Here is a 22497-nt window from a genome sequence, read left to right on the forward strand (position 1 = left end):
AAGAATCATATAGTGATATGTTGGTATTTTTGTTTCAAGATAAATGTCACAAATGATCTTTTAAAAACAGAGATGCTTGAAAAAGATTTATTACATTGAAATTGAGAATTTGATTTGGGGAGGTAGAAACACAAATGAGAAAAAAAGCCAAAGTAGTGTTTTTGCAGAGTTGATAAGACTCTGTAAAACTTACTTAAACTCGAAATGAAATTCGTCAAGATTCTAAAAAAACACAATTGTTGTAATCCTTAGTATAGTCGCAGAGCTTGATGCTCTGTGACAGATACAGGAAAATTCAGGAAACTGAATTTTATTGAAAGGTTAATAATTGTCAAATAATAAACTTAACTATAATTAACCTTAATATTTTAAGAGCGATCTCTGCAAAGAAATCGCTCTTATTATTTTCATTCATTGCAATCTCTAGCTATGCATTTCCAGACACTATTTGCATATAGTTTTACACAGTTTGCTGCAATATCATAAATAATCATTCCTTCTTTCGGATCTGTAATTAATGTTGAATTTTGAACGCGAGTAATTACAAATCCTTTTGTATTTGATTCCAATGCTATAAATCCGTTTGGAATACTTTCCGGCCATGATGATAATTTTACAGAATGTGTTGAAATTCCAAATTTTGTTGGATTTGAAGAAATACCTGTGGTTCCGGGTTTTGTACAGTATTTATAAATAGTTAAGATAATATTTGCTGTATTACTTATCAATCCTGCTGTATCGTAAATTGTATAACCTGTAACAGGAATATTACCCACAAAACCGGTTACCGGAGTAAAAGTTAATACGCCCGATGAATTCAAACTCCATGTTCCGGTTCCTGAAATTGTAAAGCCTTTAACATTTCCACTAACTGTTACGATTGATGTCGCTCCAGAAGGTGGGATAAGATTTATAGAAGAAGGAACTACCGATCCGCTGTTTGGATCAACATCATTTGTAGTGAGATTGATGGTAATTGCAGTATTTTTTTCGCCACCTTGAATATCGTTATTCGCGGTCGGAGGTTGATTGATTCCGAAATTCTGATTTTGAATAGCAACATCATTTAAAGTTACATTAATAAGATTATCCGTGTTGTTGTCTGTTGCACCAACAATGGTAAATCCCGAAGGAGTTTCGAGCTCTATTTGATAACTTCCCGGAAAAACATTTGGGAATATGTAAACTCCATTTGAACCTGTCGTAACAGTATTTATTAAAACGTTTGCAGAATTATATAATCGTACAGTAGCACCGGAATAGCCGTTTCCATCGGGAGTTCCTGCATTATTATCATTAAATACAGATCCAGAAATAGATTGCACAACTCCCATCGATGATTTATTATATGCAGTAAAAGCAATATCACTCACTCCGGAAAATTTCTGAATAAAATATTTTACTGAAGTAGCATTGGCAGAGGTAATTCCAAAATCACTCCAGTCAAAAGCCATCATTCTCAAAGGTCTTAATCCATAAAGTCCCGATTGGTAAGTTGGTGTAGGATTTGCCGGACTGTAGAATTTATATCTGCCATTTGCAACAGAAGGAATTGATGTCGAAAAGTTGATACTGACAGGATTTCCTACTAAAACATTAGACGCATTTGTAAAATTATAAATATCATTTACATCACCAACCTGACCGACTTGTGTGAAAATAATATCAGGAATTCCATCGCCGATAGAAGTTGGGTTGATGTCAGAAATCTGATATTGTATTTGGCTTGATGCAGGAAAATTGAAAATTGCCGTTCCGATATCTAAACCCTGAGTTCCGTCTGTTATGTATGACAGAAGATTATTTGTTACAGGAACCGGAGTAATATTTCCGTCACCGCCTCCGTAGTTGCTTGCAACACCAATGTAAGTATTTCCATTAGGTGTTGGTGAAGAAGATGCAGGAAATGCCTGAAAAATTAGAGGTACAAAACCAACAGAATTTGTAGTCAATCTCGCATCATTTACACCTGTAGAATATGTATTTCCATTCCACGAGAACGCCAGAAGATTGTGACTTGTAGTAGGAGCAACGGAATTATTTACCTGAGAATCCCAATAAGTGTTGAAATCTGTATAAATTCTTGTAACTGCCTGTCCGAAAATGAAATTTGAAGTAAATATTAAAATTCCGGCAAGACAATTCCTGATCGAATATATTGTAATCACCATCTAAGTTTGTGTTTTAGTGTTATGATATTTTATGCTAAGAATAACATAACAAATATAGTAATTTGAATAGGTAGGGAATAGTTTTATAGGCTAAAATATAATGCAGCGCATAAAATATTTCATGAATGGAAACAAAATTATTAACAATAGAAAATGCCGATAATGAAATTATCGACATTAGTATTTTTTTTAGGTAATGATTATTTAATAAATTTTAAAGGATATTTTACGTTTTTAAAATCATCAATACTCGCTTTCAAAGAACCTACAGCCAATTCAGCTTTTAGTAATAAAGGAATATGATTCGCGTCATTCGAAACCCACATCGTCACGCCTTCTTTTTCTTTAAAAACTCTTCCGCTTTTTACTGACGGGATTATTTTTAAGGCATTGATTGTCCCAAATTTTGTCTTTAAATTTTCAGTTCCCACCACTTTTAATTGAAACGGAAACATCTCATCATCAATCCATACATTCATATTGAAAACTGTTCCGGTCTTCAGTTCAGCAGGAGTTTTACTTCTTAAAAAATAGAAACATGAAAGCATATCCTGAACTCCTTTTGCAGATTTTATAGTTTTAGAACCATTGGCAGGATTTTTTTTATCTGTTAAAACTAAAGTATTATTATCGTGATTGAAAACTGTTTGCAAATGTTGTGAATAGCTTCCTTCTTTTACATTTCTTACATAAAAACTTGGAAGTTCTGTCTGCATATTAATGTAGCTTTCATATAAATCTTCTACTTTAAAAAAAGCCTTTACAGCTCCGCTTGTTGAGCCGGTACCTTTTACATACAAATGCGGAACGCCTTTATAGTTTGTCTTTTTTGCCGTAAGATTGGCTGATCCTGCAGTCAGAAATCCGTAGTGAATTCGCAGTGTTAAAGATTCTCCATCATTGATATTCGTTATCTGGCTATGACCTAGAAAGAAAACAAATATTGCCGTTATATAAAATAATTTCTTCATAATTTAAATTTTACAAAAACACTGCCAAATAAAACACTGCTTTTATACGTACGAGATTTGATAAATCTCAGTTTTTTATTTAAGTTCAATTAAATATGCTTCGCATTAAAATTAGTAAATTTGCAGCTACATACAATTAAATTATCTATATATTATGATAACGACAGACATATTGATTATTGGAGCGGGACCAACGGGACTTTTTGCTGTATTTGAAGCAGGTTTGCTTAAAATGAAATGCCATATTATCGATGCGCTTCCGCAACCTGGAGGGCAATTGGCAGAGTTGTATCCTAAAAAACCAATTTTTGATATTCCTGGTTATCCGTCTGTAAACGCAGGGGAATTGGTAGATAATTTAATGGAACAGATCAAGCAGTTTCAGCCTGGTTTCACTTTAGGCGAAACAGCAGTTTCTTATAAAAAAGTTGATGAAGAATGGTTTGAAGTTGTTACGAATAAAGGAACCGTTCACAGATGTAAAGCGATCGCAATTGCAGGAGGATTGGGAACTTTTGAGCCTAGAAAACCTACAATGGACAATGTTGCTGATTATGAAGAGAAAGGTCTTGAATATTTTGTAAAAGAACCTGAACATTTCAGAAATAAAAAAGTGGTGATCGCAGGTGGTGGAGATTCTGCATTAGACTGGAGTGTTTTCTTGTCAAATGTTGCAAGTGAAGTGACTTTGATCCACAGAAGAAACGAATTCCGTGGAGCCTTGGATTCTGTAGAAAAAGTTCAGGATTTAAAAAATCAGGGTAAAATTAAACTGATTACTCCTGCCGAAGTTACTGCAATAAAAGGTGACGGAAAAGTAGAAGCAATCACCGTTGTCAGAGACGGAGAAGAACCTGTCGATATCGAAACCGATTATTTCATTCCATTATTCGGACTGACTCCTAAGTTGGGAGAGATTGCTCAGTGGGGATTGAATATTGAGAAAAATGCAATCGTTGTGAATAATGCTTTAGATTACCAAACCAATATTGAAGGAATCTACGCAATAGGCGATATCAACACGTATCCTGGAAAATTGAAGTTGATTCTTTGTGGTTTCCATGAGGCGACTTTGATGTGTCAGAGTGTTTATAACAGACTAAACCCGGGTAAAAAATTCGTTTTAAAATATACAACAGTGAGTGGAGTAGATGGTTTTGACGGTAGCCGTAAAGAAGCTAAGAAAGCAGTTGTGAAAAAGATAGATTAATTTGGTTTCGGGTTTTGTTTGATGGTTTTTAGTTAATACATTTCTCAAAACCAACAACGATCAACCATAAACTTACAACATTTATTAAAATGAGTGATATAAATATAAGAATCACAGACAGAGAAGGATTGACTCACGATATCGTAGCTCCTACAGATATGTCGATGAATTTGATGGAAATCATCCGTTCATACGAATTGGCGGAAGAGGGAACTATCGGAGTTTGCGGCGGAATGGCAATGTGTGCTTCTTGTCAGGTTTACGTCATAAAAGATCCGGGACTTGAGCCGATGGGTGACGAAGAAGATGCCATGCTTGGTGAAGCTTTCCATGTAGAGCCAAACAGCAGATTGGGTTGTCAGCTTCATATTGCAGATGCAATGGAAGATCTTGAAGTGGAGATTGCTCCTTATCCTTAAACAGATTTTGATTGTCTAAATATATATATAACACCCTTGAAATCAAATTTCAGGGGTGTTTTGTTTATTCTAATAAAGAATAGAAAATTTGATTTTGAATAATATTTAAAAATTCATTATCTGTATTATTTTTAGCAAGCGGTTTACCATTTTTGTCTAAAACTGAAATGTCTAATCTTATAAAATTAAATTTATAATTAAGATCTTTAATGAAAGCCGAATAAATTGCATCGTCGTCTTCATTTTCGATTTTAGAGATCATACAAACATTTTTAAAAGCATTTTTGACTTTGTCTTTTCCGAATTTAAGAATTAACGTTTTTACTTTTAAAGAATCTCTTTTAATGCAGTTGCCACCATAACTACAACCATCTATTAACTCTAATATTTTTAAAGATTCGTCAAAGTTTTCATTAATATTTAAGATTTGTGCTTCAATGAGTGCTATCTCCGAATTTGCACTTGACCAAGCATTGCCACAAAATCCATAATTTGTATCTTTTGCCTTGTCAAGTAAAATTTTCGCTTTTTTTATACTGTTTTTATTGATCTGCTTTTGTGCTTTCTTTAAAAATAAATAACCCTCGTTGTAAGAATATTTATAATTTTTTTGGCTAAAAATAATAGTTGGGATGATAAGATATAAGAATAGAATATATTTAAATTTCATAATTAAAAGATTTTTAAAATTTTATAATACTAAACCTCCTCCTTAGAAATCCATTTCCCAATCGTCGGAGCCTGATAATTTCTCATTTTTTCTAAAAGCTCATCAATAGTATCACTCACCAAAAGCATTTCCTGATTGATCTGTTTCAAAAATCCTTTATCCACCATCGTCTGAACCAATTTAATCAAATCATCATAAAATCCGTCAATATTCAAAACGGCAATTGGTTTTTTATGAAGTCCGAGTTGTGCCCAAGTAATCATTTCGAAAAACTCTTCCAAAGTTCCGTAACCTCCGGGAAGTGCAATGACGCCGTCGCAGAGGTCGTTCATTTTGGTTTTTCTTTCGTGCATGGTTTCTACCAAAATCAACTCCGTAAGATCTTTGTGTGCAATTTCTTTTAACTGTAAAAAATGAGGAAGAACGCCGATCGCTTTTCCGCCTTCAGATAAAACTCCGTCGGCAACAGCACCCATCAATCCTACATTGGCACCGCCGTAAATAAGTTTGATATTTTGTTTTGCCAAAGTTTTTCCGAGCAAAGTTGCCTGTTCCTTATATAAATTGTCCGAACCGAAACTCGATCCGCAGAATACGGTGATGCTTTTCATTTTAATTACAAATATCTATTAAATTAAATTTGTCATTCCATAGAATCAAATCCGTATGTATAATACAGTTGAGATTCCTGCGGAATGACAAATAGTATATTTTAGTTTTAAAAAAATTTTATTTCAAAGGAATATTCGCTAAAATATCCTTCGTAAAACTCCAGAATTTCTCCGTTGAAGGAATATTTGCCTTTTCATCCGGAGAGTGAGCTCCACGAATAGTCGGTCCAAAACTTACCATTTCCATATCGGGATAATTGGCACCGATGATTCCACATTCTAAACCAGCGTGACAAGCTACAACATGAGGTTTTTCTGCAAATTTTTCGGTGTATATTTTTTCCATTAACTGTACGATTTCAGAATCTGGTTTTGGTTTCCAGCCAGGATAAGACCCACTGAATTCTACATTCATTCCTGCTAATTCTGATACAGATTTCAATTGTTCAGCAACAGAATCTTTTGACGAATCCACCGATGATCTTGAAAGGTTTAAAATTTTCAAGCTGCCTTCTTTTAATTCAACTCTTGCAACATTATTTGATGATTCTACAAGATTTTCTACATCTGGACTCATTCTGTAAACGCCGTTGTGAAGAGATTTTAAAACCAAAATGATTTTCTTTGAATTTTCTTCAGAAACCGCTTTGTCAGAACTTGTAGAATTTTCAATATTGATCTGAAGACCTGTTTCAATTGAAGCAAACTCTTCTAAGATTTGTTTTTTCAGGCCATTAGACAATTCTTCAATGAATTCACCGGCATTTCTTACAGAAATCAGAGCTACAGCTTCTCTAGGAATGGCATTTCTCAAACTTCCCCCTTCAATAGAGATCAACTGTAAGTTTTCTTTTTCCAAACCTTTATAAAGAAGTCTTCCCAAGATAATATTGGCATTTCCGAAACCTTTGTGGATATCCATTCCTGAATGTCCTCCCTGTAAACCTTTGACTTCAACCCTTACGATTTGTCCAGTAGGAGCTTCCGTACCATAAGTCTGACTGATTGTTACGTCAATTCCACCTGCACAACCGATGTCGATTTCGTCATCTTCTTCTGTGTCAAGATTTAGAAGAATTTGTCCGGTCAGTTGTCCCGGTTTTAAACCTAAAGCTCCGGTCATTCCCGTTTCTTCATCGATGGTGAATAAAGCTTCCAAATCAGGATGCGGAATATCTGAACTTTCAAGAATAGACATGATGGTTGCTACACCCAAACCGTTGTCTGCGCCCAAAGTTGTGCCTTTTGCTTTTACCCAATCGCCATCAACTTCCATTTGAATTCCCTGTGTTTCAAAATCAAAATTGATATCGTTATTCTTTTGGCAAACCATATCCAGATGCGACTGCATTACGATTGATTTACGGTTTTCCATTCCTGCTGTGGCAGGTTTTTTAATAATTACATTTCCTACTTCATCAACTGTGGTTTCCAAACCTAAATTTTCACCAAATTCTTTGATGAAAGCGATTACTTTTTCTTCTTTTTTTGACGGTCTCGGAACAGCATTCAATTTGGAGAAATTCTTCCAAATAATCTGCGGTTCTATGTTTGATAGTTCCATAAAATTTATTTTTATCAAAATTACGAAATCGCTATGATTTAGAAACGAAAATACCAACTAAAACTCGGCGATTGCACATGACAAATAAAAAAATAAAAAATACATATGAAATTAAAAATGCTCCTGAAATTCAGGAGCAGTATTTTTGCTTATTGCTTATTGCTTATTGCTTATTGCTTATTGCTTATTGCTTTAGCATCCGCACTCACCATAAATTGGCATTGTTGTAATGCTTCCGTCTGGTTTTGTAATGGTCAAAGTACCTTCGAAGAGCAAAACTTCTTCGGTTTTTATCTTTTTACCTCTCACGGAAATTTTATAGTTCTCATTTTCAATTTCTTTAGTCAATTCCTCATCAACTTCCATGTCGCTTGAAGATAAAAGATTCATTGCGATTCTTTTTCCGTCGAGCTTCATGTAAGCAGTTTTCCCCGCATCATCGGCGTAAATGTATTTTTCGTTTTCAAAATCTTCTTTGTTCTTCGCAAAGTAGCAAGAACATTCTTTGATTTCTTTCGGGAAAGGAAATATATCCACCAAAATATTGGCAGGTTTAGCATCTGTTTTCGCAGAATCCTGAACGATATTTACAGAATCTTTCGGTTTTGAATCTGAAACGGTTTCTTTTTCCTTCTTGCAGGCAACCAATAAAAATGCTGAAAAGAAAATGATAAGATATTTCATCTGTTGAAATTTATTTGAAATTATAATGCTTTTAGTTTTAAGCTAAATCTAATAACTATTTATCCTCTTGCTCTCTCAAGGAGAACCATCATTAATAATGATAAAACCACCAAACTTTCGTCTTCATCATCAATGTCAATCAATCTATCTAGCTGAAATCTTCTTCCAAACATTGACGGCATCTTTTTTAGCTTAAAATATTCTTTTCCATCAATCCCTTTTACTGTATAAGACGGGTTCAGGAAATATCCGGTAAACATCCCGATAATTGGGATTTCTCCTACCATTCCGTCGAAAAATTTTACCCATGCGTTATCTTCGCTTAGCGTAAATTTAGCTTTGTCGTTTTCGTCTAAAATATCGTAAGTAGATTTCCAGATAGAACGCATTCCCTTTCTTGCCAATCTCCCGAAATTTTTTCCGATCGCATCTTTGATAGAGTAAGACGCATTAAAATCAATCCACTGATTTGCCTGAATTCTGAAAAGTTCTTTGGTTTTGCTCTCGTCATTGAAAACGATAACGTCTTCTTTCAGCTTAAACATTTTCTGGCGTACATAAGCTACATAGTTTCCGTTTCTGTCTGTAATGTTGAAATCGCTTGCCAAAGTGGTGATTTTGAATTTAAAATCCAGCGGATAATTGAGGTTGTTAAGAATCATTTTAGTTTATTTTTTTCTGTTTAATATTTTGATGATCAAAGATAATGGTTTTAAATAATTTAAAGATTAAAACATTTAATAATTGAATTTTTATAATAAGAATGTCATGTTTCTGCACATTTCAATCCTAGAATTCTCAACTAGAATTCTTATTTTTGTTCTATGGATTATCCAAGTAAAGTATTGGCAAAAGCGGTTGAGGAAATTTCCGGGCTTCCCGGAATTGGCAGAAAAACGGCTTTGCGTTTAGCGCTTCATTTACTTAAACAACCCAATTCCAGAGCGACAAGTTTGGGAACTTCTATCATCAATTTGGTGAATGAAATAAAATACTGCAAAGAATGTCACAACTTTTCCGATTTTGATATTTGCGAAATCTGCAGCAACGAAAAACGTAGTGACGAATTGATCTGCATCGTCGAAGATGTGCGTGACGTTATCGCTATTGAAAATACAGGAAAATACAGAGGAAAATATTTGATTTTGGGAGGAAAAATTTCTCCGATGGAAGGAGTAGGACCTCATCAATTGAATATTCCAAGTATTGAAAAGAAATTACAGCAAGGTTTGGCAAAAGAATTTATTTTTGCTTTGAGCGCTACAATGGAAGGCGATACAACGGCTTATTATATTTACAAAAAATTCAAAAACTCAGGGATTCAATTTTCAAGTATTGCAAGAGGGATTTCCGTTGGTGATGAATTGGAGTATGCTGATGAAATTTCTTTGGGAAGATCGATCACCAACCGACTTCCTTATAACGAAAAGGATTAAAATGACTAAAAAACTTTCAATCATCATCGTTAATTATAATGTGACTCAGCTTCTGAGAAACTGTCTTCTTTCTATTCAAAAATATGCTGAAGAAATTGATTATGAAGTGATTGTCATTGATAATAAATCTACTGACAGTTCGTGGGGCGATCTCATTCCTGAATTCCCAAACGTGAAATTTATAGCTTCCGAAAAAAATAAAGGTTTTGCAGTCGCCAATAATAAAGCAATCGAGACTGCAGAAGGAGAATATCTTTTGATTTTAAATCCGGATACCGAACTTGAAGGTTTTTATTTAAATGAAATTTTAAATTTTGCTGATTCTAAAAATAATTTTGGATGTCTTGGCGTAAGAATGCACGATACAAAAGGAAATTTTCTTCCAGAGAGCAAACGTTCGGTTCCGGATATGTTCAATTCTTTTGAAAAGCTTTTTACTAATTTTAAAAAGAAGAATTTAAAATCATATTATCGAAATGATGTCGGCGAATTTGAAATTGCAGAAGTAGAAGTCATTACAGGAGCATTTTTTCTTGTTAGAAAAGAGTTGTATCAAAAAGTAGGCGGACTTGATGAAAAGTATTTCATGTATGGTGAAGACATCGATTTGTGTTATACTTTATTAAAAAATGGCTTTCAGAATTATTATTATGGAAAAGCGTCAATCCTTCATCATAAAGGTGAAAGCACGATAAAAGATGAAGTTTATCTTGAAAGGTTTTACGGTGCGATGCAGATTTTTATAGATAAATATTATCGTGAAAGCAAACCTTTGCAATATTCATTTTTGAAAGCAGGTTTAAAATTACGACACAAAATAGAGCTCATTAAACTCAAATAAAAAAGCAACTCAATTAATGAGTTGCTTTTGTTTTATCTTGAAAAAATAATTTCTTATTTAGTAGCCGGAACACTTACCGGAGCTGTAGTTTTAGAAGCTGGAGCTGTTTGCTTAGCAGGAGCTTCAGTTTTTGGCATTGGTGGAATTCCCGGTGCAGCTTGTTTAGGTTTCCCTGTAACAACTACGCTGATTAAGATAAGAACGATGATTGTCGCTCCTAAAGTCCATGTAGACTTCTCCATAAAGTCGTTGGTTCTCTGTACTCCAAACTGTGCAGATGATGCACCTCCGAATGTACTTGAAAGGCCGCCACCTTTAGGGTTTTGAGCCATAACAACGATTACCAATAAAATGCTGGCAATCATAATAAGAACCATCAATAGTGTAAATATAGTATCCATTAATTCTAATATCTTTTTGAATGGGCAAATTTAATGTTTTTTTACAGAACCGCAAAATAAAGATTTCACTAAAAACAAAAAGCGGCAACAATTGTCACCGCTTTATTATGATCTGTTATTTTCTTATTTGAAATCAGTGTCTTTTGCCTGATTTACTTCGTAAGATTTTACATTCATTGTCATGTCCATACCCATCTGATTTACAGTGATTGTGTAAGGCATTTTTACACCTGCAACATCTTTGTAATTAGAATATACGGTAGGAACTGTCATTTCCTGACCTTGAGCTTTTACAGTTTCAGTTTCTCCGGTTTTAAGACCTGTTTTTACGCTGTAATAATAAGTTTTGTCGGTAGTTTTGATTGCATAAGAATCTTCTCCGCCAATTTTCTCAATCCCTGCTAATTTGTAATCAGCAGATTTAGCAAAACCTAATTCTTCGAAAAGTTCAGTATTTTTCAGGTTGTCAGCGATTTCTTCTTTAGTCATCTGAACTTTCTGTCCTTGTTGCTCAGAATATCCTGTTTTACCGTCAAACATTTGTTTCTGAAGAGTCATTGCTCCCATTGATACAACCTGAAGTTCTTTTCCACCTTGAGCTTTCGTAGTTTTAAAATCAATCGTTTGACCTTGCATAGACATTGAAGCTGTCATTGTGTAAGAAGAAACTTTTGCTAAGTTTGCTTTTCCACCGATTGCTGTAATATATTTATCTACAATAGAAGCAACAGTTACGCTTGCATCAACTTTCTGAGTAGTTGGTTTTGCAACCGGATTTGCGTTTGTATCATAGTATTTTACTGGATAACCCAATTTTTCTAAACCTTCAGAAATATCAGAAGCTTTACCAGCGATGAAAATTCTGCTCTGGTTGGGTAAAACAGTAGATTTTACAGCATTTGAAACATCTGCAGCAGTTACTTTATCGATTGATTTTAAATAATTGGTATAAAAGTCAGCTGGAAGATCATTCACTTTCTGGCTAACCGCGAATCTTGCGATCGTTGCAGGCTGCTCCAGTGACATGATGAAGCTACCTTTCAATTTAGCTTTTGCATTTGCCAATTCGTCAGGTTTCACGGTAGAGATTCCGTTGATTTCGTTCATGAATTCTTTTACCGCTTTATCAGTAACTTCATTTCTTACGCTTGCTTCTGCTGAAAAGTCAGGAGAATATTTGCTTGCGTTCATGCTTGAATAAGCACCATAAGTAAATCCGTTTTTCTCACGAAGATTCATGAAAAGTCTCGCTTCACCACCACCACCTAAGATGTAGTTAGCGATTGTAGCCGGGAAATAATTAGGATCTTTTACTTTTAAAGTATTGATGTTCCCTACAGAAACTACAGATTGTACTGCAGAAGGTACGTCAACAACGTTGATTTCAGTTTTAGCAACATTAGCAGCTGGTTCTAGAGGTGCAAAAGTTGTATTGGCTTTTTTCCAGTTGCTGAAAGCTTTTTCAACCAAAGGTTTTACCTTGTCAAATTTCACATCACCTACGATTACCAAATAAGCATTATCGGGAGCATAGTATTTTTTGTAAATATTCTGAACGTCAGCTAACTGAATTTTGTTGACAGATTCTACCGTTTCAAATTCTCCTCTTGAAGTGTTTTTTCCGTACATTAAAGCATTAGAAACTCTTGAAGCGATTGATGAAGCGTTTTTTTCTTCACTTTTTATGCCTTCAATAGCTCTGTCTTTTGATTTCTGAATTTCGTCAGCTGAAAATTTAGGATTGATAATCGCATCTGCCATTAAACCTAAAACTTCAGGGAAATATTTTGAAAGTGAGTTAGAAGAAGCTCCTCCTGTACTAAAACCTAAGTTTGCTCCTAAAAAATCGATCTTTTTGTTGAATTCGTCTTTGCTTAAAGTTGTTGTTCCGTTACCAAGCTGATCTGCCATGATTTCGCTTACTCCTACAACATCACCTTCATAATAAGGCTGTCTGTCCATAGAAAGGCTCATGTTTACTCTTGGTAATTTGTTGTTTTCAACGACCATCACGGTTAAACCGTTTTTAAGCTGAAAAGTTTTTGGCTGGGCAATGTTGATCGCAGGAGTTGGTCCCGGTTTCGGCATTGCATTAAGGTCAATTTTTTGTGCAGAAAGCATTCCTGTGAATAAAAATGCTACTGCTATATATGTTAATTGCTTTTTCATTTGTAAAAATTTAATTTGAATAATCCTTTATTTAAATTGATCATTTTATTATAATTGATAGAAGACGAATAATAAGTCTCTTATCTAATATCTTGAATCTATTTAGTGATTATTTTTTTTCAGGAACGTAATTAATGATTACTCTTTGGTTAGGATTAAGATACTTTTTTGCAGCATTCTGCAGATCTTGCTTAGTGATCGATCTGTAGATGTCGATTTCTTTATTGATCAAATTGGTATCTCCCATCAATACGTGGTTCGTTGCCAACGATGCAGCAATTCCTTGAATGCTTGAGTTAGCATTTACAAACTGGTTCTCAAACTGATTCTGAAGTTTTTGGTAATCTTCCTGAGAAATCAATGTTGTCTGAAGTTTTTTGATTTCAGCATCGATATCTGCTTGTAAAGTCTGCTTCGTTGTAGCTCCCATCGGAATTGCAAAGAATGCGAAAATACCGTAATCTTCAAGACCTTGGTTGAAAGCTTGTACCTGAAGCGCTTTTTTCTCCTGATCAACCAGTTTTTTGTATAAAACTGAAGATTTTCCGCTGCTTAGGTAAGAAGAAAGCATATCAAGAATATAAGCATCTTTTTCTTTGTTAGCCGGAGTTCTGTAAGCGAAAACATAAGCCGGAAGCTGAATGTTCGGATCAGTTGCTGTTACTTCTTTTTCAGTAGTGATAGGAGCGTCTTTCGGGAAGTTTTTAGGATAAATAGTTCCTTTAGGAATTCCACCGTAGTATTCCATAATCCATTTTTTGGTTTGTTCAGGTTTGATGTCTCCTGCTACAACCAAAGTTGCGTTATTCGGAACGTAATATTTTTTATAAAAAGCTTTAAACTCTTCTAATTTTGCACCATTCAGATCTTCCATAGAACCGATTGTAGGCCAGTTGTAAGGGTGATTGGTGAAAAGGTTTTTCTGTACTGTTGTGAAAAGATTTCCATAAGGTTGGTTATCCATTCTCAATCTTTTTTCTTCTTTTACAACCTCTCTTTGTGTATCTACACCGATTTGGTTGATTTCTGCATGACGTAGTCTTTCAGCTTCCATCCAAAGCCCCAACTGCTCGTTGTTTGACGGGAAAGTTTCGTAATAATACGTTCTGTCGTTTGTAGTGTTTGCATTGTTTTGTCCTCCGTTTGAAGAAACGATTTTAAACCATTCTCCTCTTTTGATATTCGGAGTTCCTTCGAATAAAAGGTGCTCAAAAAAGTGAGCGAAACCAGTTCTTCCAATAACCTCGTCTTTTGCTCCGACGTGATACATTACCCCTGTTGTAACTACCGGTGCAGAATTATCCTGATGAAGAATTACGTGTAAACCGTTTGGTAAATCATACTCTTCGAATTTGATTTGTTGTGCATTCAGCATTACTCCAAAAAAAGCAGCTGCCGCAGCACTAAGAAGTCGTTTTTTCATAAATAGAAATTGTTTTGTCAATGAGTGCCAAAAATACATGAATTGTTACAAATTTTTATTAAAATTTTGTAGTTTTAAAAGTTGAATTGTGATTTGACTACAATCATATAAATTTCAGCAGTAAAAAATTAATTTTGAAGCTCATAAAAGCTCTCCCGCATGAAAAGTTTTTTAAAACAGAATGTGTCGCCGGAATCATTGATTACACTCTTTAGCCAGGCTCCGGTTGCAATGTGTTTGTTGATTGGTGATGATCTCATTATTGAAAGTGCCAACTCTCAGATATTAGAATTGTGGGGACGAGATTCTTCAGTGGTTGGCAAACCTTTATTTCAGGTTCTTCCCGAAATCAAATCTCAGGGTTTCGTAGAAATTTTTGATAATGTATATTACAAAGGAGAAATTTTCAAAGGAAATAAGCTTCCCATTTTTTTAGAGAAATTTGGCAATTTAGAAGAGCATTTTTTTGATTTTATTTATTCTCCTGTTTATAATGATGAGCGTAAAATCATCGGTGTAAGTGTTGTGGCAACTGAAGTTACTGATCAGGTGATTTCTGAAAGGAAACTGATTGAGAGCGAGTACAAGTTTGAAGATTTAATAAAAAATTCAGATTATTCTACAGCAATTTATCGTTCGGAAGATCTTCATATAGAACTTGCGAATGATCTGATGCTCAAAACCTGGGGAAAAGATTCTTCAGTAATAGGAAAAAAACTTGAAGATGCTTTACCTGAACTCGAAGGACAGCCTTTTGTCGGAATTTTAAAGGATATATTTAAGACAGGAAAAACTTACACAGCAACAGAAGATAAAGTAGATCTCATCGTGGATGGAATTTTGCAGACCTATTATTTCAACTTTTCATACAAACCCTTAAAGAATCAGTCCGGTGAAGTTTATGCCATACATAACATGGCGGTTAATGTTACGGATTTAGTCAAAGCAAGAAAAGAAATTCAGCAGAGAGAAGAAAAATTCAGAGATCTGGCTGATTCAATGCCGCAATTTGTCTGGACGTGTAATCGCAAAGGGAAATTGACTTACATGAATGACAGTTGGTACAGATATACTGGTTTTGACAGGGAAGAAGATCCTTCAGAAGGTGTCAGAAGAGTTATTCACCCCAAAGTTTATGAGAAAGTTCTGGTTGTTTGGGAAGAAAGCTTAAGAACAGGGAATCCTTTTGAAATGGAATATCAATTTTTAGATCCAAAAAATCCTGATGTTTACAGATGGTTTCTAGGAAGAGCTGTTCCTACGTTTGATGGAGACGGAAACATTAAACAATGGATTGGAACTTTTACTGATATTGATGATTTCAAACAACTGCAGACCCAAAAAGATAACTTCCTCGGAATTGCAAGTCACGAATTGAAAACTCCTTTGACAAGTTTAAAAATTTACACTCAATTTATAGAGAAAAATCTTGTAAGACAGAGTGATCTTAAAAACGCAAAGGTTGCAAGAAAGATGGATGATCAGATAGATTTATTGACAAATCTGATCAGCGATCTTCTTGATGTGACAAAAATTCAAAACGGAAAAATTCAGCTTAATGAATCTGAATTTGATTTTGATCAACTTGCCGAAGAGATTGTTGCAGAACAGCAAATGACAGCTAGACATAGAATTATCCTTCGTCCCACAGAAGTAGGGAAGGTGTTTGCAGACAGACACCGTATTTCGCAGGTGATGAGCAATTTGATAAGTAATGCCGTAAAATATTCTCCCGATGCAGATGAAGTGATCGTTTCGACTCAATTGATAGGTAATAACGTTAAATTTTGTGTCAAGGATTTTGGAATTGGTATTCCTAAAGATAAACAGAACAAGATTTTTGAGCAATATTACAGAGTAAGCGGTTCGAAAGAGCATACAATTTCGGGACTTGGTTTAGGACTTTATATATCTTCTGAAATCATCAAACGTACAGGAGGACGGATTTATGTGTCATCAAATGAAGAAAAAGGGTCTGATTTTTGCTTCGAAATCCCCAAAAGTAAAAACGTACAACAAAATGCCTAACGCGACAAAAGTTTTAGTGGTAGATGACAGTCCTGCAATCGTTGACTCGATAGAAATGATGCTTGATTTTGAAGGATTTGAGATTGAAAAGTTTTATAAAGGTTCAGATATGCTGAAGACTTTGAATGCAGACTCAAAACCCAACGTGATTTTAATGGATATGTGGCTTTCCGGTGAAGATGGAAGAGATATCTGTAAAGAAATCAAAGCTGATGAGAATTTAAAAGATATTCCTGTTTTGATTATGTCTGCAAGCCGAGGTTTAGAGCAATCAGCTTTGGATGCGGGAGCAGATGCTTTTATTGCAAAACCTTTCGACTTAGGTGATATGGTAGACAGACTGAAAACTTATGCTAAATAAAAGATATTTTTAAAATAAACAATCAATCAGCAGAAGTTTTTGCTGATTTTTTTTGTCTAAATTTTCCACTAAATTGTTCTGAAATTCTAAATCTGAACATTTCAATTCATAATTTGAATTCTCCTTATAATACACTAATTTTGTGTTCCCAAATTTTTTTGCTGTATGGATTATCTGAAAGGACTCAACGAATCACAATATGAAGCCGTTACCACTTTACAAGGACCATTGATGGTTCTTGCTGGAGCCGGTTCCGGAAAAACGCGTGTACTCACAATGCGTATTGCGCATCTGATTACCAATGGGGTTGATCCGTTTAATATTCTGGCTTTGACGTTTACCAACAAAGCGGCAAAGGAAATGAAGGAACGTATTGCAAAAGTTGTGGGACAAAGCAATGCGAGAAGTCTTTGGATGGGAACTTTTCACTCTGTTTTTGCAAGAATTCTGAGAAGTGAAGCGCATTATTTGGGGTATCCTTCCAACTTTACGATTTATGATCAGCAAGATGCTCTGAATGTAATCAGAAAAGTGTTGAAAGACATGAATATCGATGCTGATTTATATAAACCTAAAAAAGTTCAGGCAAGAATTTCCAATTATAAAAATAATCTGATTACTGTAAAAGCATATTACAACAATCCTGAATTGATAGAAGCTGATGAAAAAGCCAATATGAAATTCATTGGAAAAATTTATGAAAAATATGTAGAAGCCTGTTATAAGAACGGCTCGATGGATTTTGATGATTTATTATTGAAAACGAACGAACTATTAACGAGATTTCCGGAAGTTTTAGCAAAATATCAGGACAGATTCAGATATATTCTGGTAGATGAGTACCAAGATACAAACCACTCTCAATATTTGATTGTGAAAGCTTTAGCTTCAAAATTTGAAAATATATGTGTGGTAGGAGACGATGCACAGTCGATTTACTCATTCCGTGGTGCAAATATTTATAATATTTTAAATTTCAAAAAAGATTATCCGGACGCAGTCACGGTTTCTCTGGAACAGAATTACCGTTCTACGCAAAACATTGTGAATGCAGCGAATGTTGTGATTTCCAAAAACTTACAGCAATTCAAGAAGAATGTATTCAGTGAAAACGAAGAAGGTGAAAAAATCAAGGTGTACCGTTCGCTTTCTGATGCCGATGAAGCTAATTTTGTAGCCGGAAATATTTGGGAACTGAGCAACAGAGAACAAAAAAAATTCAGTGATTTTGCAATTTTATACCGTACCAATTCTCAGACGAGAGCTTTTGAAGACTCTTTGAGAAGAAAAAATATTCCATATAAAGTGTATGGAGGATTATCTTTCTACCAAAGAAAAGAAGTAAAAGATCTGATCGGATATCTTCGTCTTTTGGTCAATGAAAATGATTCTGAAGCCTTGATGAGAATTATCAATTATCCGACAAGGGGAATTGGTGAAACGACTCAAAATAAATTGATTGTTTTTGCGGATTCGCAGAATATTCCGGTGTCAAAAGTTTTAGACAATTTGGGAATGTATGCTCCACAATTAAAATTCAACAATGGAGTTTTAACCAAGCTGAGCGACTTTTGGTCAATGATCAAAGCGTTTCAGGTTTTGCTTAAAACAGAAACGGCTTACAGCGTTGCAATGGAAGTTGCAAAACGGAGTGGTTTAATTAAATTTTTGAAGGACGATCAGACTCCTGAAGGAATTTCCCGTGTAGAAAACGTTCAGGAATTGATGAACTCAATGCAGGGTTTTATCGAAGAACAGCAGCAAATTGAAGACGGAGATCCAAGTTTGCCGAATTTCCTTGAAAACATCGCACTTTCTGCCGATACTCAGAGAAAGGATGATAATGAAGATATGGTTTCTCTAATGACGATTCACCTTTCAAAAGGTTTGGAGTTTCCTGTCGTTCATTTGGTTGGTTTGGAGGAAAACCTTTTTCCTAGTTTTATGAGTTCGGCAACCCGAGAAGATTTGGAAGAAGAAAGACGTTTGTTCTATGTTGCTTTAACAAGAGCTGAAAAGCAGGCATTTTTCTCTTATGCAGTTTCCCGTTTTCAATGGGGAAAAATTACCGATGCAGAACCATCAAGATTTTTGAGTGAAGTTGATGAACAATATATTGAGTTTTTAAATCCGGCGATTGAGAAGAGATTTATTAATAATTCGGGTATCACTTCCAATATTTTTGATGAGCATCCGTCTGAATTGAAAGGCTTTAAAAAGATCGAAAAGAAAACAATATCTAAAGCTGAAAGCGATAAACCTATTGCTGAACCTAGAAAACTGAAACCTGTAAGTACTGCGAAAATTATTAATCCAAGTGGTGCTTCTTCGCAGGATATTGAAGTAGGAGATAAAGTGAGACACGACCGTTTCGGAATTGGTGAAGTAAAATTCTTAGATGGAACCGATCCGCAGAATATCAAAGCGAAAGTAGTTTTCTTGCATGAAGGAGAGAAGAATTTGATTTTGAAGTATGCGAAACTGACGAAGATTTAAAAACGAAATTTTTATAAATTATTAAACAGACTTTCTTAGAAGGTCTGTTTTTTTTATAAATTCATATCTTTAAAATCCAAAAAAATTAAAATGAAAAAACTTCTCATATGTCTCTTCATCACAATAAGTTCAAATTTGCTTTTTTCTCAGGAATATCAAACAACTTCCAACATTCATTACTACGACGAAAAAACCAATCAATCTGATGTTTACATCAATGAAAGATGTGTTTTGGATATTTATGTTCCAAAAAATGTAAAGAATTTCCCGACTGTTATTTGGTTTCATGGTGGTGGATTGACTGGTGGACAAAAAGATATTCCTGAAGAATTAAAAAATAAAGGAGTTGCTGTGATTGGCGTAAACTATAGATTGTCACCAAAAGTAAAAGCTCCGAAATATATTGAAGATGCTGCAGCTGCAACAGCATGGGTTTTTAATAATATCAAAAAATATGGCGGAAGTGAAGAGTTAATTTTTATTACCGGACATTCTGCGGGAGGATATCTTGCAATTATGGTTGGTTTGGATAAATCTTATTTAAACAAATTTAAAATTGACGCCAATAAATTAGCCGGAATAATTCCATTTAGCGGACAAATGATTTCGCATTTCACCACAAGAAAAGAAAAAGGGATTGATGAATTGGATGCAAGAATTGACGAAATGGCACCACTTCACTTTATTCGTGCCGATGCACCGCCTTTGCTTCTAATTACGGGTGATAGAGAGAAGGAATTGCTCGGAAGATATGAAGAAAATGCTTATATGTGGAGAATGATGAAGCTGAAAGGTCATAAAGAAACTACATTATACGAACTCGATGGCTTCGATCACGGCGGAATGGCGCATCCTGCTTTTCCATTGCTTTTAAATGAGATTAAAAGGGTTGAGAAACTTAAGAAAAATTGAATTTTTAAAATTTAAATAAGCTAAAAAATAAAACAGACGCAAAATTTTTTGCGTCTGTTTCTATATCATTTTAATTAAATTATCTTTCTACTAATTCTTTTACCGTTTCACCATAAAAATCGGTGTGTGAAGTTTTGACCTGCAACAATTGATACCATTTTCTAAAAGCTCCTACAAATACAATCAACATTAAAACCATTGCTACAACAGCCAAACTTGCCAGCAAATATTGTCCTTTTGGAATATAAATATCTGTAACCTGAATATAACCTGCCCAAAAAGTAATAATCGCCATGAAAACTCCCGGAATCGCCGAACAAAGCGCATATTTTCCACGGTTAAGACGAATGAGCATCGTGGTACATACAATTAAACCACAAGCTGCGAGTAATTGATTACTGATTCCAAATAGTGGCCAAATGCTGCTCACATTTCCTGTGAAAACTAAATATCCCCAAGCAAAAGTGAAAAGCAAACTGCTGATAATAATTCCCGGAATCCAGTTTTTATCATTGAATTTCGGAATCACCGAACCAAGCATTTCCTGTAGGAAAAATCTTCCCACTCTAGTTCCTGCATCAATCGCAGTCAGAATAAATACAGCCTCAAACATAATTGCGAAGTTGTACCAATAAGCCGTCAACTGATCCATATAAGGGATTTTGTTGAAAATATGAGCCATTCCTACAGCCAATGAAACGGCACCGCCGGTTCTTCCGTGAAGATCGATTCCTATTTTTTCTGAGTAATAATTAATGTCAACTCCGTGAAGTGAAGGATGAGCGGCTAAAAACGCATCATAAGTATCTTTCGGTGTGTTGATTGCAAAATAATCTCCCGGCATTAATGTACACGCTGCAATCAAAGCCATCAAAGCAACAAAACCTTCAACAAGCATTGCGCCGTATCCTACGAAAAGAATTTCTCTTTCTTTATTCAGCATTTTTGGTGTTGTTCCAGTCGCAATCACTGCATGAAAACCAGAAATCGCCCCACAAGCAATCACAATAAAGATAAATGGTAAAACAGGACCGCCAATTACCGGACCACCACCATTAATAAACTCCGTCAAAGCAGGCATTTGAACAGTCGGGTGAATAAATATCACACCAATTGCCAACATGATAATCGTTCCTATTTTAAGATAAGTTGACAAATAATCTCTTGGAACCAAAAGCAGCCAAACCGGCAGAACAGAGGCCAAAAACCCATATAAAGGAATGGCAATTGAAATCGTGGTAAGATCCCATGAGAACATATTATTCATCGTTTCGTTCTGCATAAGGTTGTGTCCGCCGATAATTCCTGCAATCAAAAGAACACCTCCGAGAATACTCGCAAACGTCACCGAATTTTTTCTGTAACGCATGATCAATCCCATGATAATGGCAATCGGCATTGTAATCACAACAGTAAACAGAGACCAAGATGCTTCATGCATTGCATTGATACAGGCGAGTGAAAGTCCGGCAAGAGTTAAGATCAGAATAAATAAAATAGCAAAACCCGCAACTGTTCCCGTGGTTTTTCCGATTTCTTTAGATGCGATTGTGGCTAAACTTTGCCCTTTGTGTCTTACTGATGCAAAAAGCACCACCATATCATGAACTCCACCTCCCAAAACACAGCCAATTAAAATCCAGATTGCGCCGGGAAGATAACCGAATTGTGCTGCCAAAACTGGACCGACTAATGGTCCTGCTGCAGCAATTGCCGCAAAGTGATGTCCAAAAAGTACATTTTTATTAGTTGGAACGTAATCTTTTCCGTCTGCAAACTCCAAAGCTGGAGTTGTGTTTTTGTCGTTCAGACGAAGAACTTTATTCGCAAGAAAAATTCCGTAAAACCTGTAAGCGATTGCAAATATTAGTAGTGAAGTGAATACTAATGTCAATGCGTTAATTCCATTTAGAAATTCCATATTATTTTTATTTTATATGAATAAATAATTGATCTTTTAAAGTTATTCTTTGATAATAATTTAAGATTTGACCAAGATACTTATTTTAGATATAAACTTTTATAATATGTATATCAATTTAGCAAAGTTGTTGTTTTGGAATGTTATATTTTACTTAATGGATTGAAAGTTAAATACTTATTTTTGTGCTTCTTTATGAAACTATAATG

General features: G+C 34.9%; 19 protein-coding genes. 8 read left to right on the forward strand and 11 right to left on the reverse strand.

Going from position 1 to position 22497, the window contains the following annotated elements:
• Positions 1-407: 407 nt before the first annotated feature.
• Positions 408-2171, reverse strand: coding sequence for an SdrD B-like domain-containing protein (locus NZ698_RS17450; protein ID WP_263004527.1), 1764 nt, complete (start codon positions 2169-2171; stop codon positions 408-410).
• A 200-nt stretch (positions 2172-2371) separates the two neighbouring features.
• Positions 2372-3142: a DUF3108 domain-containing protein gene (locus NZ698_RS17455; protein ID WP_263004528.1), complete on the reverse strand. Its 771-nt coding sequence runs from the start codon at positions 3140-3142 to the stop codon at positions 2372-2374.
• A gap of 154 nt (positions 3143-3296) precedes the next feature.
• Between NZ698_RS17455 and NZ698_RS17460 the strand changes: the two genes are divergently transcribed.
• Positions 3297-4352 carry an NAD(P)/FAD-dependent oxidoreductase gene (locus NZ698_RS17460; protein ID WP_263004529.1) on the forward strand — a complete coding sequence of 352 codons (1056 nt, stop codon included), beginning with the start codon at positions 3297-3299 and terminating at the stop codon, positions 4350-4352.
• An 89-nt stretch (positions 4353-4441) separates the two neighbouring features.
• A complete protein-coding gene (locus tag NZ698_RS17465) occupies positions 4442-4771 on the forward strand; it encodes a 2Fe-2S iron-sulfur cluster-binding family protein (protein WP_263004530.1) in 330 nt (109 codons plus the stop codon).
• A gap of 64 nt (positions 4772-4835) precedes the next feature.
• Here NZ698_RS17465 and NZ698_RS17470 read toward each other — a convergent pair whose 3' ends face one another.
• The 5 genes from NZ698_RS17470 to NZ698_RS17490 all read right to left on the reverse strand — a co-directional run bounded on the left by NZ698_RS17470 (position 4836) and on the right by NZ698_RS17490 (position 8962).
• Positions 4836-5441, reverse strand: a complete 606-nt coding sequence (locus NZ698_RS17470; protein ID WP_263004531.1) for a hypothetical protein — start codon at positions 5439-5441, stop codon at positions 4836-4838.
• A gap of 29 nt (positions 5442-5470) precedes the next feature.
• On the reverse strand, positions 5471-6052 hold the full coding sequence (locus tag NZ698_RS17475; RefSeq protein ID WP_263004532.1) for an LOG family protein: 582 nt from the start codon (positions 6050-6052) through the stop codon (positions 5471-5473).
• 118 nt (positions 6053-6170) lie between these two features.
• A complete protein-coding gene (locus NZ698_RS17480; RefSeq protein WP_263004533.1) occupies positions 6171-7616 on the reverse strand; it encodes an aminoacyl-histidine dipeptidase in 1446 nt (481 codons plus the stop codon).
• Between the two features lie 192 nt (positions 7617-7808).
• Entirely contained in the window at positions 7809-8300 is a 492-nt protein-coding gene (locus NZ698_RS17485) for a hypothetical protein (RefSeq protein ID WP_263004534.1), read from the reverse strand.
• A gap of 59 nt (positions 8301-8359) precedes the next feature.
• A complete protein-coding gene (locus NZ698_RS17490) occupies positions 8360-8962 on the reverse strand; it encodes an LURP-one-related family protein (protein WP_263004535.1) in 603 nt (200 codons plus the stop codon).
• 162 nt (positions 8963-9124) lie between these two features.
• Here NZ698_RS17490 and recR point away from each other — a divergent pair, with 162 nt between their 5' ends.
• Both recR and NZ698_RS17500 read left to right on the forward strand, forming a co-directional pair.
• On the forward strand, positions 9125-9736 hold the full coding sequence (recR, locus tag NZ698_RS17495; protein WP_263004536.1) for a recombination mediator RecR: 612 nt from the start codon (positions 9125-9127) through the stop codon (positions 9734-9736).
• A gap of 1 nt (position 9737) precedes the next feature.
• Positions 9738-10577, forward strand: coding sequence for a glycosyltransferase family 2 protein (locus tag NZ698_RS17500; protein WP_263004537.1), 840 nt, complete (start codon positions 9738-9740; stop codon positions 10575-10577).
• Between the two features lie 53 nt (positions 10578-10630).
• Here the strand turns inward: NZ698_RS17500 and secG are convergent, their stop codons facing one another.
• The 3 genes from secG to NZ698_RS17515 all read right to left on the reverse strand — a co-directional run bounded on the left by secG (position 10631) and on the right by NZ698_RS17515 (position 14570).
• Positions 10631-10978, reverse strand: a complete 348-nt coding sequence (secG, locus tag NZ698_RS17505; protein WP_263004538.1) for a preprotein translocase subunit SecG — start codon at positions 10976-10978, stop codon at positions 10631-10633.
• A 123-nt stretch (positions 10979-11101) separates the two neighbouring features.
• Positions 11102-13147, reverse strand: coding sequence for a M16 family metallopeptidase (locus tag NZ698_RS17510; RefSeq protein ID WP_263004539.1), 2046 nt, complete (start codon positions 13145-13147; stop codon positions 11102-11104).
• Between the two features lie 109 nt (positions 13148-13256).
• Positions 13257-14570, reverse strand: a complete 1314-nt coding sequence (locus tag NZ698_RS17515; RefSeq protein ID WP_263004540.1) for a M16 family metallopeptidase — start codon at positions 14568-14570, stop codon at positions 13257-13259.
• Positions 14571-14729: 159 nt separating this feature from the next.
• On the opposite strand from NZ698_RS17515, the gene NZ698_RS17520 reads away from it, so the two are divergent.
• From NZ698_RS17520 to NZ698_RS17535, 4 genes are all read left to right on the forward strand, one after another.
• The gene (locus NZ698_RS17520; protein WP_263004541.1) at positions 14730-16598 is read left to right on the forward strand and encodes a PAS domain-containing sensor histidine kinase; all 1869 of its coding nucleotides are present in this window, start codon (positions 14730-14732) and stop codon (positions 16596-16598) included.
• Complete coding sequence (locus tag NZ698_RS17525; protein WP_229983845.1) at positions 16591-16959, forward strand: response regulator transcription factor; 369 nt, start codon at positions 16591-16593, stop codon at positions 16957-16959. The genes NZ698_RS17520 and NZ698_RS17525 overlap by 8 nt, the downstream gene beginning before the upstream one ends.
• A gap of 165 nt (positions 16960-17124) precedes the next feature.
• Positions 17125-19455, forward strand: coding sequence for an ATP-dependent helicase (locus tag NZ698_RS17530; protein ID WP_263004542.1), 2331 nt, complete (start codon positions 17125-17127; stop codon positions 19453-19455).
• A 90-nt stretch (positions 19456-19545) separates the two neighbouring features.
• A complete protein-coding gene (locus NZ698_RS17535) occupies positions 19546-20367 on the forward strand; it encodes an alpha/beta hydrolase (protein WP_263004543.1) in 822 nt (273 codons plus the stop codon).
• Positions 20368-20446: 79 nt separating this feature from the next.
• Here NZ698_RS17535 and NZ698_RS17540 read toward each other — a convergent pair whose 3' ends face one another.
• Positions 20447-22288 carry a carbon starvation CstA family protein gene (locus NZ698_RS17540; protein ID WP_263004544.1) on the reverse strand — a complete coding sequence of 614 codons (1842 nt, stop codon included), beginning with the start codon at positions 22286-22288 and terminating at the stop codon, positions 20447-20449.
• Between the last annotated feature and the right edge of the window lie 209 nt (positions 22289-22497).

This window comes from Chryseobacterium edaphi, from assembly GCF_025628985.1.
Taxonomy (GTDB): domain Bacteria; phylum Bacteroidota; class Bacteroidia; order Flavobacteriales; family Weeksellaceae; genus Chryseobacterium; species Chryseobacterium edaphi.